Origin of the sequence: Tatumella sp. UBA2305, assembly GCF_002345795.1 — a bacterium.
GTDB classification, from domain to species: Bacteria; Pseudomonadota; Gammaproteobacteria; order Enterobacterales; family Enterobacteriaceae; genus Tatumella; species Tatumella morbirosei.
This window is the reverse complement of the sequence record NZ_DDVT01000001.1, coordinates 77007-90779: the sequence shown is the minus strand read 5'-3', so window position 1 is coordinate 90779 and position 13773 is coordinate 77007. Positions and strand designations below refer to the sequence as shown.

9 protein-coding genes are annotated in these 13773 nt (G+C 50.9%); 6 read left to right on the top strand and 3 right to left on the bottom strand.

The features are described from left to right. The first annotated feature begins 119 nt into the window (after window positions 1-119). The 5 genes from purL (at window position 120) to glnB (ending at window position 8556) form a co-directional block, all read left to right on the top strand. On the top strand, window positions 120-4010 hold the full coding sequence (gene purL / locus B3Z23_RS00445; protein WP_294899992.1) for a phosphoribosylformylglycinamidine synthase: 3891 nt from the start codon (window positions 120-122) through the stop codon (window positions 4008-4010). Window positions 4011-4661: 651 nt separating this feature from the next. Then, window positions 4662-6095 carry a sensor histidine kinase gene (locus B3Z23_RS00440; protein WP_414716439.1) on the top strand — a complete coding sequence of 478 codons (1434 nt, stop codon included), beginning with the start codon at window positions 4662-4664 and terminating at the stop codon, window positions 6093-6095. Beyond that, on the top strand, window positions 6092-6766 hold the full coding sequence (locus B3Z23_RS00435) for a hypothetical protein (protein ID WP_294899986.1): 675 nt from the start codon (window positions 6092-6094) through the stop codon (window positions 6764-6766). Before B3Z23_RS00440 ends, B3Z23_RS00435 begins: the two co-directional genes overlap by 4 nt. A 3-nt stretch (window positions 6767-6769) precedes the next feature. After that, entirely contained in the window at window positions 6770-8104 is a 1335-nt protein-coding gene (gene glrR, locus B3Z23_RS00430) for a two-component system response regulator GlrR (RefSeq protein ID WP_294899983.1), read from the top strand. 113 nt (window positions 8105-8217) lie between these two features. Further along, on the top strand, window positions 8218-8556 hold the full coding sequence (glnB, locus tag B3Z23_RS00425) for a nitrogen regulatory protein P-II (protein WP_038022216.1): 339 nt from the start codon (window positions 8218-8220) through the stop codon (window positions 8554-8556). A gap of 52 nt (window positions 8557-8608) precedes the next feature. Here glnB and hmpA read toward each other — a convergent pair whose 3' ends face one another. Then, window positions 8609-9796, bottom strand: coding sequence for an NO-inducible flavohemoprotein (gene hmpA, locus B3Z23_RS00420; protein WP_294899978.1), 1188 nt, complete (start codon window positions 9794-9796; stop codon window positions 8609-8611). A 325-nt stretch (window positions 9797-10121) separates the two neighbouring features. On the opposite strand from hmpA, the gene glyA reads away from it, so the two are divergent. Then, window positions 10122-11375, top strand: a complete 1254-nt coding sequence (gene glyA / locus B3Z23_RS00415; protein WP_294899976.1) for a serine hydroxymethyltransferase — start codon at window positions 10122-10124, stop codon at window positions 11373-11375. Between the two features lie 99 nt (window positions 11376-11474). Here glyA and csiE read toward each other — a convergent pair whose 3' ends face one another. Together csiE and suhB are read right to left on the bottom strand one after the other, a co-directional pair. Then, window positions 11475-12752, bottom strand: coding sequence for a stationary phase inducible protein CsiE (gene csiE, locus B3Z23_RS00410; protein ID WP_294899973.1), 1278 nt, complete (start codon window positions 12750-12752; stop codon window positions 11475-11477). A gap of 208 nt (window positions 12753-12960) precedes the next feature. Next, window positions 12961-13764 (bottom strand): inositol-1-monophosphatase, encoded by an 804-nt coding sequence (gene suhB, locus B3Z23_RS00405; RefSeq protein ID WP_038022205.1) that lies wholly within the window; start codon window positions 13762-13764, stop codon window positions 12961-12963. Between the last annotated feature and the right edge of the window lie 9 nt (window positions 13765-13773).

The window sequence follows — 13773 nt, the reverse complement described above, 5'->3', positions numbered from 1 at the left end:
CCGATAAAATCTGCGCAAACGGTTTCGTAACGGGGGCTTATTCTTTATAATATGCCCCGTTTTCCCCCTGTTGCGCCCAATGAAGCGTCGCCCGGCGTTTCGAAGACGAGAGATCTTTAATGATGGAAATTTTGCGTGGTTCGCCCGCTCTGTCGGCATTTCGTATTAACAAACTGTTGACCAGCTTTCACGACGCTCATCTGCCGGTGAGTGAGATTTATGCCGAATATGTGCATTTTGCTGATGTCAGCTCAGCGCTGACTCAGGACGAACAAAATCGTCTCCAACGTCTTCTTAAATACGGTCCCTCGCTGGCAGAGCATGAACCTGTCGGACGTTTATTACTGGTGACCCCACGTCCGGGTACCATTTCTCCATGGTCTTCCAAAGCCACTGATATTGCTCACAACTGTGAGTTATCGAAAGTATTGCGGTTGGAAAGAGGTCTGGCGTTCTACATTCAGGCCGATACGCTGTCTGAAGCACAATGGAGCCAACTGGCAGCACTGTTGCATGACCGGATGATGGAAACCGTATTCAGCTCTCTGTCACAGGCGGAACAATTATTTGCCCATCATCAGCCGCAGCCGGTAAAAGCGGTGGACGTACTGGGTCGTGGCCGTGTTGCTCTGCAGGAAGCAAATCTTGCGCTGGGACTGGCTCTGGCTGAAGATGAAATCGACTATCTGCTGGCAGCCTTTACTGATCTGGGGCGTAATCCAAACGACATTGAACTCTATATGTTTGCTCAGGCGAACTCAGAGCACTGTCGTCACAAGATTTTTAATGCTGACTGGGTGATTGACGGTGTTAAACAACCAAAATCGCTGTTTAAGATGATTAAAAATACCTTCGAGAAAAATCCGGAGCATGTACTGTCGGCTTATAAAGATAATGCGGCGGTCATGGAAGGTTCGAAGGTCGGGCGTTTCTATGCTGATGACCAACATGGCATCTATGATTTCCACCAGGAAGATGCCCATATTCTGATGAAAGTGGAAACCCATAACCATCCGACAGCGATTTCGCCGTGGCCGGGCGCTGCGACCGGCTCCGGTGGAGAAATTCGTGATGAAGGTGCGACCGGACGCGGCGCTAAACCCAAAGCCGGGTTGACCGGTTTCTCGGTATCCAACCTGAAAATCCCTGGCTTTGAACAGCCGTGGGAGCAGGATTTTGGAAAGCCGGAACGCATTGTTACTCCACTGGATATCATGACCGAAGGCCCGTTAGGGGGTGCCGCATTTAACAATGAATTTGGTCGTCCTGCACTGAACGGCTATTTCCGTACTTATGAAGCACAGGTTAACAGCCACAACGGCGAGGAACTGCGTGGCTACCATAAGCCGATTATGCTGGCCGGCGGGATTGGTAATATCCGTGCCGATCATGTGCAGAAAGGCGAGATTAGCATTGGTGCTAAACTGATTGTACTGGGCGGCCCGGCAATGAATATCGGTCTGGGTGGCGGAGCGGCCTCATCCATGGCTTCCGGCCAGTCTGATGCTGACCTGGATTTTGCTTCTGTACAGCGTGACAACCCTGAAATGGAACGTCGCTGCCAGGAAGTGATCGATCGTTGCTGGCAACTGGGTGAGCAGAACCCGATTCTGTTTATTCACGATGTTGGCGCCGGGGGGCTATCGAATGCGATGCCGGAGCTGGTGAGTGACGGTGGCCGTGGTGGTCGTTTCAATCTGCGTGACATCCTGAGTGATGAACCTGGTATGAGCCCGCTGGAAGTCTGGTGTAACGAATCTCAGGAACGTTATGTGCTGGCAGTGGCGCCCGAGAAACTGGCACTGTTTGAACAACTCTGTCAGCGTGAGCGCGCTCCGTATGCAGTGATCGGTGAAGCCACCGAAGAACAGCACCTGACCCTGAGTGATGAGCATTTTGATAACCAGCCGATTGATATGCCACTGGATGTATTGCTCGGTAAAACGCCGAAAATGACCCGTGACGTGACCACTCTGAAAGCAGAAGGCACAGAACTGGCCCGGGAAAAAATTTCGGTGGCCGATGCGGTCAAACGTGTGATGCACCTGCCAGGGGTGGCTGAGAAAACCTTCCTGATCACCATTGGTGACCGCTCTGTGACCGGGATGGTTGCCCGTGACCAGATGGTGGGGCCATGGCAGGTACCGGTCGCTAACTGTGCCGTCACCACAGCCAGCCTGGACAGCTATCATGGTGAGGCGTTTGCCCTGGGTGAGCGTGCGCCGGTCGCACTGCTGGACTTCGCTGCTTCAGCACGACTGGCGGTGGGCGAATCACTGACTAACCTGGCAGCCACCGATATCGGCGGGTTGACCCGGGTGAAATTGTCGGCTAACTGGATGTCTGCAGCCGGACACCCGGGCGAAGATGCCGGATTGTATGCAGCAGTGAAAGCAGTCGGAGAAGAGCTCTGCCCCGCGCTGGGTCTGACCATTCCGGTCGGTAAAGATTCTATGTCGATGAAAACCCGCTGGCAGCATAATGATGAGCCACGGGAAATGACCTCGCCACTGTCGCTGGTGATCACCGCTTTTGCCCGGGTTGAAGATGTCCGCCGTACCGTGACACCACAGCTGCAGCCGCAGACCGATAACCTGCTGTTGCTGGTTGATCTGGGGGCAGGTGCGAATACTTTGGGAGCGACTGCACTGGCTCAGGTCTACAGCCAGCTGGGTGATAAACCAGCCGATGTACGCGATGCACAGCAGCTGTCTGGATTCTTTAATGCCATTCAGCAGTTGGTTTCTGAACAGAAATTACTGGCTTACCATGACCGTTCAGATGGTGGCTTACTGGTCACTCTGGCAGAAATGGCCTTTACCGGACATTGTGGTGTAGATGTTGATATCGCCACATTGGGCCAGGATGTTCTGGCCGCGCTGTTTACCGAAGAACTGGGTGCCGTCATCCAGATCCCTGCCGCGGAGCAGTCGGCAGTTAGCGCTGTCTTTGCCGAACATGGCCTGAGCGAATGCCTGCATGTTCTGGGTGCAGCACAACCGGGTGATGAGTTTATCGTGCGCTCTACTGATCAGGTGGTGTATCAGGAAAAACGCTCAACCCTGCGTAACTGGTGGGCAGAAACTACCTGGCAGATGCAGCGCCTGCGTGACAATCCTGAATGTGCTGACCAGGAACATCAGGCGAAGCAGGATAATAACGATCCGGGACTGAACGTTTCATTGAGTTTTGATCCGTCGGAAGATATCGCCGCGCCAATGATTGCCAGCGGTGCCCGTCCTAAACTGGCGGTGCTGCGTGAGCAGGGGGTTAACTCCCATGTAGAGATGGCTGCAGCGTTTCATCGCGCAGGTTTTGATGCGGTCGATGTGCATATGAGCGATCTGCTGGCCGGGCGTCAGCAACTGGATGATTTCCAGGTGCTTGCTGCCTGTGGCGGATTCTCCTACGGCGATGTGTTGGGTGCCGGAGAGGGCTGGGCAAAATCGATTCTGTTTAACCCACGGGTTCGTGAAACCTTTGAACAGTTCTTCCACCGGGATCAGACACTGGCGCTCGGGGTATGTAACGGTTGTCAGATGATGTCCAATCTGCGGGAACTCATCCCTGGGAGTGAACTGTGGCCACGCTTTGTACGTAACCAGTCAGAACGTTTTGAAGGACGTTTTAGTCTGGTGGAAGTGGCTGAGAGCCCGTCGTTGTTGTTATCCGGTATGGCCGGCTCGCGGATGCCTGTTGCAGTATCTCACGGGGAAGGATTTGCAGAGCTACGCGATCAGCAACAGCTGAATGCTCTGGAAGCACAGCAACTGGTTGCGCTACGTTTCGTGGATAATTACGGCAATGTCACCGAAAATTATCCGGCGAACCCGAATGGGTCTCCGAAAGGCATTACTGCAGTCACTAACACTTCAGGGCGTGTCACTATTATGATGCCTCACCCGGAGCGAGTGTTCCGTACTGTCAGCAACTCCTGGCATCCGGCTGAGTGGGGTGAAGATAGTCCATGGATGCGTATTTTCCGTAATGCGCGTCATCAGTTGGGCTGATAAGCCCGGTCAAGCCCGTCTGAAAAAGGCACTCTCCGGAGTGCTTTTTTATCGGTATCATTGTCCAAAAACAGGGAAGGCTATAAAAGAAAAGTGTTATTCCGGCGACACTTTGGATGATCGATCTGTCTCCGATTTGTGACACTTAACTTATTGAAAATTAATAAGGCTTAGTTATCAGGCGAAAACTGTCTCCCGGTGGAGACAGTTTAGAAGATGGTTGCTGCGTTATTGGGCGGAGGAGCAGGTTTAACTGGTTGATATAATAAGACTTGTTTTTTATGGCACAGCTATTGCATCATACATCCCGCAGCTCATTCTGCTCTTTATGATGCCCTGCGAAAGCGGTCAAGAGCTCATAAACTTTGAATGACGCCCCAAGGTGCCTGCCGTCCGACTGTTGATAATCGTCAGTTATACTGCGTTATCATGCCACGGGCGTAACGTTGAGTAAGGCACCGCCTTCTTCCATAACGCCGGGTTTCCCGGCGTTATACTTTTCTGCTCCCCTCCGGCTTGTCGTCTGAATAACCGGGTCTTCTGAAACGTTCGGGGCACAGAAATATCCCTTTATCTGTTTTCGACGGAGTGTCTTCCTTCCGGAGCCTAATCCGGCTAGCATCAGAGTTTGATTCCCTGATGGTGATGACCTTGAAAAGCTGGCATTTTGTTCCTCGTTCACTGAGACAACTGGTACTGCTGGCCTTTGTGCTGGTACTGTTGCCATTACTTATCCTGGCATGGCAGGCCTGGGAGAGTTTTTCCAGCCTGAGTGAACAGGCCGCTGAAACCAACCGTAATACCTTTACTGATGTACGCCTGAGCGAACTTATGGCACGCAGTGCGCTGGAAATTGAGCGTAATTACCGACAGTTTTGCGTACTCAATGATCCGACGCTGGAGTCTTTATATCAGCAACAGTATCTGCGCTATCAGCAAATGGCCAGCACTCATTTTCAGCGGTTACCGCAGCTAAAATCCCTGCAGAAAATTCAGCACTTGTTACCTGAACTCAGTCAGTTGCGCTGTGATCAGGGTAATCCGCGGGAACCCGCCTCAGATAACCTGATCGCTTTTTCTATAGCGAACAGCCAGTTGGTGGACGAGACCCGGCAGAGGGTATTTACCCGTGGTTTAGAGCTACAGCATGAAATTGCCGACCGTGGGGCTTTCTTCGGATGGCAGGCTCTGTTGCTGTTTCTGATCAGTCTGGTGTTTATGTTGCTGTTCACACGGATGATTATTGGGCCGGTTAAAAACCTCAAACAAATGATCCATCGCCTTGGAGAAGGCGGTGAGATAGATGCAACCACCGATTTTCGCGGGCCGGATGAAATTCGCTCTCTGGGACAACGGATAGTGTGGCTGAGTGAACGCTTATCGTGGCTGGAGGCACAACGCCACGAATTTTTACGCCATCTCTCACATGAGCTTAAAACGCCCCTGGCGAGTCTGCGTGAAGGTAGTGCTTTGCTGAAGGATGAAGTGAGCGGTCCACTGAATAGTGAACAAAAAGAGATAGTTGCCATACTTGATCAGAGTAGCCTGCATTTACAGACACTGATTGAGCAATTACTGGATTATAATCGACATAGTGCAGACAGCGGAGGCGGAATGATAACCGTCGATCTGCAATATGTTATCGACGGGGTGGTCAGTGCACATGCACTGCCCGCCAGTGCCAGGAACATTGAGACAGAAATTGCTCTGGAAGAACAATATTGTCTGGCGGATCGTCAGTTGTTGGCCAGAACTCTGGATAATCTTTATTCCAATGCGATTAATTATGGAAAACCTGGCGGGTGGGTGGTTTTCACTTCCAGCCGGCAGGGTGACAAAGTCTGGATTGATGTGTCTAACAGTGGCACACCTATACCGGAACACGAGCAGAAAATGATATTTGAGCCTTTTTATCAGGGCGCTCGTCAACGCCGGGGGCCGGTAAAGGGTAGCGGGCTGGGGCTGAGTATTGCCAAAGATTGTATCCAACGTATGCAGGGTGAACTGACACTGGTGAATAAAAACTCTTCTGAAGTGTGTTTCAGGATTGAATTACCGCTGATTAACGGGACTGATCGGTTATGAGCTATTGTCTTCATCTGCGTCTGTTGTCTGTATCCCTGATTGTTTTACTGACGGCCTGTAGTCAGCAGGAGGGGAGAACTGTTGCCGGTGGTGTTCCTCCGTCGACACTGGCTGCCGGAGAGCCGGTGGCTGGCTGTCTTTCAGTGACAGAGGACATGACTAAAGTTCCGCAAAGTGACCCGAGATACTGGTTAATGTTGATGGCTTGCGTGCAACAGCAATCCTCAGCGGACAACTACCGTCAGGCGCAACAGATAATGGCTGACAGCTGGGTACACTCTTTTCGTCACGATATTCTACTGTCCGGGGCGGATATCACGGATCAGCAACGCCAGCAGATACTGGATCAAATGGCCGCCTGGCAGCCTCAGGTCACTGACGAAGTCAGGCCGCTGTTGCAGCTATGGCGCGATAATCTGAGCAGTCAACTCAATGCTTCACGAACTGAGCAGAAATATCAGCAACTTCGTCAGAATAGTGACAATGAAATTGCGGCGCTCCGTTTGCAACAGCAACAGCTTCAACAGGCGTTATCAGATAAACAGCAGCAGTTGCAAAGGCTGGCCGATATTGAACGTCAGCTGTCGAGCCGTAAACCAGCAGATCTCCAGGAGAGTTCGCATATTTACTCATCTGCTGTAGCGGGTGGACAGGAAAAGGAAGCTAATTAACCCATGACAAAACAAGCCGCAAGATTATTACTGGTGGATGATGACCCGGGAATACTCAAATTACTCGGCATGCGGTTACGCAGCGAGGGATTCCTGGTAGCTGCCTGCGAAAATGGCACCGATGCGTTACGACATTTAATCCGTGAACCGGTTGATCTGGTGATCAGTGATCTGCGCATGGATCATATGGATGGACTGACTCTGTTTGGCGAAATTCAGAAACAGTTTCCGGGAATGCCAGTGATCATTCTGACCGCTCACGGGTCGATTCCCGAAGCTGTGTCGGCAACCCAACAGGGAGTGTGCAGCTTTCTGACCAAACCGGTCAACCGTGATGCCTTATACCAGGCAATTGACCAGGCGCTGGCTCAGCGCGGAACGGTAACCGAACATCAGTTAAGTGACGCTATTGTGACCCGTAGCCCGGTGATGATGCGTTTGCTGGAACAGGCACAAATGGTTGCCCGTTCGGATGTCAGCATCTTAATCCAGGGCCAGAGTGGCACCGGAAAGGAAGTGCTGGCAAAAGCCATTCATCAGGCCAGTCCGCGGCAAAATAGCCCGTTTATCGCGATTAACTGCGGTGCATTACCGGAACAATTACTGGAATCAGAGTTATTTGGTCATGCGAAAGGTGCGTTTACCGGGGCGGTAAATGCCAGGGAAGGATTGTTTCAGGCAGCCCAGGGCGGGACGCTTTTTCTGGATGAAATTGGTGATATGCCTGCAGCGTTGCAGGTGAAGCTGTTGCGGGTATTGCAGGAGCGAACTGTCCGACCGTTAGGCAGTAATCAGGATGTGGCGATAGATGTTCGGATTATTTCGGCGACTCACCGTGATTTACCGAAAGCCATGGAAAAAAAGGAATTCCGGGAAGATCTCTATTATCGCCTGAATGTCGTGACACTTCGTTTACCCTCACTGAATGACAGGGCAGAAGATATTCCGTTACTGGCAAATGCACTGCTGCGTCAGGCTGCTGACCGGCATAAACCGCATATTCGCAGTTTTTCGGCTGAGGCCATGAAACGGCTGATTACTGCCAGCTGGCCCGGAAATGTTCGTCAGCTGGTCAATGTGATTGAACAGTGTGTAGCACTGAGCACTGCCCCGGTGATCACCGATCGTCTGGTTGAGCAGGCTCTGGCTGGAGAAAACACCGCATTGTTGACTTTTGCTGAAGCCAGAAATCAGTTTGAATTAAATTATTTACGTAAACTGCTACAGATGACCCGTGGAAATGTCACCCATGCTGCACGGCTTGCAGGGCGTAACCGTACTGAATTTTATAAACTTCTCTCTCGTCATGAACTGGACGCGAGCGATTTTAAAGGGTAATTTGCTGCCAGTTATTTTTATTGTCATTCCGGTGGTGCCGTCAATTAAGCTATGGTTTCACTGATTCGGTAAAACCAGGCTCCGGGGTCACTGGCGAAATAAAAGGTTCTGATATGAAAAAAATTGATGCGATTATTAAACCCTTCAAACTGGATGATGTCCGTGAATCGCTGGCTGAAGTGGGTATTACCGGGATGACCGTCACGGAAGTGAAAGGTTTTGGGCGCCAGAAAGGGCATACTGAACTGTATCGCGGTGCGGAATACATGGTCGATTTTCTGCCTAAAGTGAAAATCGAGCTGGTAGTTTCTGATGATATCGTTGATACCTGCGTAGAAACCATTATGCGTACGGCTCAGACCGGGAAAATTGGAGACGGTAAAATTTTCGTGTTCGATGTTGCCCGTGTTATCCGTATCCGTACCGGGGAAGAAGACGAAGAAGCTATCTGATGGCTTCACCGGGCCATGTATTGTTTATCCAGGCCCGGTAACCCCCGCTTTTCTACAGGGATTTGTGTGGCCCGAACATCTCATAATGGATATGGTCAGGCGAAATGCCGGCCGCTGTTAGCTGTTCAAAAACAGACTGCATAAATGTCAGAGGCCCGCAAAGATAAAAATGATGTTGCGGGCTGAACTGTTCTGTTCCGGCCACACTCACCGCCATTCGTCCGCTGAACTGAGCTGCAGGATTATCCCCGGTTTGTGGGGCACTGTACCAGATTAACTGGCTGAATTTCTCAAGCTGATTGCCAAGCTTTGTCACTTCATCAGCAAAAGCATGCGTGTCGCTGCTGTGGGTGGCATGCCACCAGTTAACCTCTGCCGGGTAATGTTGTTCTGCCAGTTGATGAAGCATCGCCAGTAAAGGGGTCTGACCGACGCCGGCGGAGATCAATGTTAATGGTGCGGGTGTCAGTGACTCATCCAGGACAAAATCGCCGCCGGGTACAGCCACTTCCAGCAGGTCACCACATTTAGCCTGTTGATGCAGCCAGCCTGAGATTGTTCCACCTTCCTGATGACGTACCGCAATCCGGTAATCGCGGCCATTGGCATTTCGTGTCAGTGAATATTGTCTGATTTGTCGGTAAGGCGTGCCTTCCGGCTGCAGGTATAATGACAGGTACTGGCCCGGAAGATAACCGGCTACCGGTAAGGCGTCTTCCGGTGTCAGTACGAAACTTTTAATCACATCACTTTGCTTCGTGATTTCACTGATAATAAACCGCCTGGTATTACGCCATCCACCCGGCTGGTGTTCGTGCGCCTGATAGATCTGTTCTTCACGATTGATAAAGATGCCGGCCAGAACTCCATACACCTCTGCCCAGGCATTAATCACGTCCTCGCCTGGATTAAGTAATTCACGAATAGTCCCCAATAAATGTTCCCCGACAATTGCATACTGTTCCGGGGTTATGGAAAGACTGACATGTTTTTGGGCGATTTTTTCCACGGCAGGCAACAAGGCTGAGGGATTGTCCAGGTGGCTGCCGTAGGCACATAGCGCAGCAAACAGAGCTTCTGGCTGACGGCCATTGACCTGATTGGTCAGATTAAACACATTTTTCAGTTCAGGATTGTGGCTCAACATTCTCTGGTAAAAGTGCTTTGTCACCGCAGGGCCGGCAGCAGCAATCGCAGGAAGGGTAGATCTGACCAGTTCCAGTGTTTTGGTATCAGGCATTTTCAATTCCTTTCAGTAGATCATATAACATGTATTTTAAATACATGTTATATCCGGCAACGCTGAATGTAAACAGGCTTAGTCTAATCAGGGTCTTTCTGTGTGACAGGGAGCGCGATAACACTTGCGGATTGTGGCGAAAATCCGGTGAAAAAAGGAGCATAGTTGAGACAGTTGACCCGCAGTAATACTGATTGCCAATCGTTTGCGCAAAAAGAATGTATTCCGGCTACCGTCCACCGTTAAAAGAGTTTACACTGTGGGCCGTTGCCCGCTGATGGGTGTTAAAATGCCGTTTTTAAGTTAGCTGAGTCAGGAGATGCGGATGTTAAAGCGAGATATGAACATAGCCGATTATGATGCCCCACTGTGGGAAGCTATGGAGCAGGAAAAAGTGCGTCAGGAAGAGCACATTGAACTGATTGCTTCAGAAAACTACACCAGCCCACGCGTGATGGAAGCTCAGGGTTCACAGCTTACCAATAAATATGCAGAAGGCTACCCCGGGAAGCGTTACTACGGCGGATGTGAATATGTTGACATCGTAGAGCAACTGGCAATTGACCGTGCAAAAGAGCTGTTTGGCGCAGATTTTGCCAACGTTCAGCCACATTCCGGTTCTCAGGCTAACTTCGCAGTTTACACCGCATTACTGCAACCCGGCGACACCATCCTTGGGATGAACCTGGCACACGGTGGCCACCTGACTCATGGCTCACCGGTCAACCTGTCCGGTAAACTTTACAACGTCGTTCCTTATGGCATCGATGAAAGCGGCAAAATCGATTACAACGAACTGGCAGAGCTGGCTAAACAGCATCAGCCAAAAATGATTGTTGGTGGTTTTTCTGCATACTCCGGTGTGTGTGACTGGGAAAAAATGCGTGAGATTGCTGACAGTGTTGGCGCATGGTTATTCGTTGATATGGCACACGTTGCTGGTTTAGTGGCTGCGGGTGTTTATCCGACACCGGTACCGCATGCACATGTCGTCACTTCAACCACCCATAAGACTCTGGCAGGTCCCCGTGGCGGCCTGATTCTGGCGAAAGGTGGCGATGAAGAACTGTATAAAAAACTGAATTCGGCGGTTTTCCCGGGCGGTCAGGGGGGGCCTCTGATGCATGTTATCGCTGGTAAAGCGATTGCGCTGAAAGAAGCGATGGAGCCAGAATTTAAAGCTTATCAGCAGCAGGTGGCAAAAAACGCGAAAGCGATGGTTGAAGTTCTGCTGGCTCGCGGTTTTAACATCGTTTCCGGTGGAACACATAACCATCTTTTCCTGCTGGACCTGGTGGATAAAAACCTGACCGGTAAAGAAGCGGATGCAGCGCTGGGTCGTGCCAATATCACTGTTAACAAAAACAGTGTGCCAAATGACCCGAAAAGTCCGTTCGTGACTTCAGGTATCCGAATCGGTACCCCCGCAGTCACCCGTCGTGGCTTCAAAGAAGCTGATGTTCGTGAACTGGCTGGCTGGATTGCTGATGTTCTGGACAACATTAACGACGAAGCGACCATCGAGAGCGTCAAAGGTAAAGTGCTGGAAATCTGTGCACGGCTGCCGGTTTACGCCTGAGATGACTGATTCTGAGAGCAGCTGATTGCCGGAAGTGAACCTGCTCACTGTTAAACGGCCCTTGCGACTGTGTTAAGCAGATCGGTAACGGGCCGTTTTTTATGCACTGAGTATTTTCCGGATACATTCCTGCTGGTGTTCCGTTATAGGGAGTTCAGTGTGAATCAGTGGGGGAGAAAAAAGCGGCAGTTGAACGATATAAGGCGAGATCACCAGTGCAACTCCCCGGGGGGCACCGTATTGACGAAAACTACTCAGAGACTGCCGATGCACTGTCACTGGCAACAGTACCGATTCGCGCAAAATCCTTTCCACTTCCTGTTCCAGTTCCGGATTGTCATTGGTCAGAACGATAATCTGCCTTTCCTCATAACCGGTAATTTCCATCGCCCCGGAGACCAGCAGTAAAGCTATCAGCATGGTTTCCTGTCTGGAGAATGTCAGTTGGTATTGTTGCTCAAATACGGAAAGCGCCTGTGAGGTCAGCCGGAACATGCCAGGATACATATCAATCAGTTCATTACTGACGCTGTTGTCGATACCAATCGAAAAATAGTGGCGCTCAATAGCCAGACTTAAGTGGCAATACAGCCGTTGTTGCAACGTAAGGTTACCTGACATATCAATCGAAGAGAGTCTGCCAAACCGACTAATCAGTTGCCCGGTAGCCGCCATTAGCTGAGTTTGCAGATGGCCGTGCTGTAAATTCCCTGAAGGCGTATCCAGCAGTGTCAACAATAAAGTCAGGAACAGGATCTCATCTTCAGGGAGCTCGCTGGAGGGCATTCCCTGATTCTGGCAATAAGCGGCAATATTTTTTGCCATTGGCTGCCACTCTTTGGCGCCCAGCCATTCCCGCTGCCGGCGATTAAAGCGCACCCGTTCAGCAGAGGAAAATGAGTAATTAAGTACCAGTTTCAGCAGTACCACACTACTGGCATTGAGGTGGCCGCACATCTTAGGCGGCAGGGAAGCCGGAATAAGTTGTGTCAGCGTACACTCGTCGAAATGGAGTGGGCCGGGCTTCCGGCTTTGCATGCGCTGTTCGACTTTCAGGGCAATATTCTCTGCCAGAGACGGGGCCTGACGTAACAGCCGACGGAAATGGGAGAACAGACAGATACGTTTTTGCAGTTCACTGCCCGTAAGCCGGTAACATTCTCCAGGTAATGTGACCAGTTGCAACTGGTAATTATTACGCAGAATATCAGTTAACAGCATTAAGTCTTGTGCTGTTTCCGGCGGCAAAGCTGGCATATCAGGAATCTGTAACTGAAATGCATCCAGTGACTGCTCTGCTATCACCAGTAGCAGCGTCATATAGCTTTGCCGCTGGCTTCGGGATAACGCCGGCGGCGGACGACGGTCTTCGCTCATAATTCTCTCCCGGCGCAGTAGGTATTACATGAGGTTAACTAATGATAAGAACAGGGAAAAGAAACTGCAGGGGGTTTTAGTCAGAGGTTGAAGCGACGTCACACTTTATTCGCACTATGGCGGGGGAATTGAGAGATAAGTCCGGGGGATAGGGCTGACAGTCATTATCCTGGCAGACTGCGGGGGCCACAGTCTGCCGTTGGGCGGATTAACGTTTCAGAGCTTCACTTAGCTCGTCACGCATTGATGCCAGAATAGCGCGGACTACACGCGGGTTACCGGCAACAATATTCCCTGAACTGATATAACCGTGTCCACCGGTAAAATCGGTCACCAGACCACCCGCTTCACGGACCAGCAGTTCACCCGCGGCAAAGTCCCAGGGTTTAAGTCCAATTTCAAAGTAACCGTCGGTACGTCCGGCAGCAACATAGGCCAGATCCAGTGCAGCAGAACCGGTACGTCTAAAATCAGCACACTGAGTAAACAGTTTGGCGACCACATTAATAAACGGGGCAGCATGTTGTTTGGCTTTGAACGGGAATCCGGTCGCCAGAATCGTACCATCCAGGTCACGTGCAGAGCTTCCACGTAAACGGTAACCGTTTAACTGAGCACCTTGTCCGCGGGCGGCACTGAACAACTCGTTACGCATTGGATCATAGACCACCGCAACTTCGGTGCGGCCTTTAATACGTACGGCGATTGAAACAGAGAAATGAGGGAAACGTTTAATAAAGTTGGTGGTGCCATCCAGTGGATCAATAACCCATTGTACATCCTTATCTTCACCTTCCAGTTCACCACTTTCTTCTGTGATGATGGTGTGCTGAGGGTAAGATTTACGAATTACCTCAATAATCAGGCGTTCCGCCTCGCGATCGACATTGGTGACGAAGTCGTTACTGCCTTTCTGACTGGCTTCAACGGCATCGGGTGTTTCGTAGTGTTTGGCGATTAAATTACCGGCCTTGCGCGCAGCGCGCACGGCGATGTTCAGCATCGGATGCATCAGTTATTC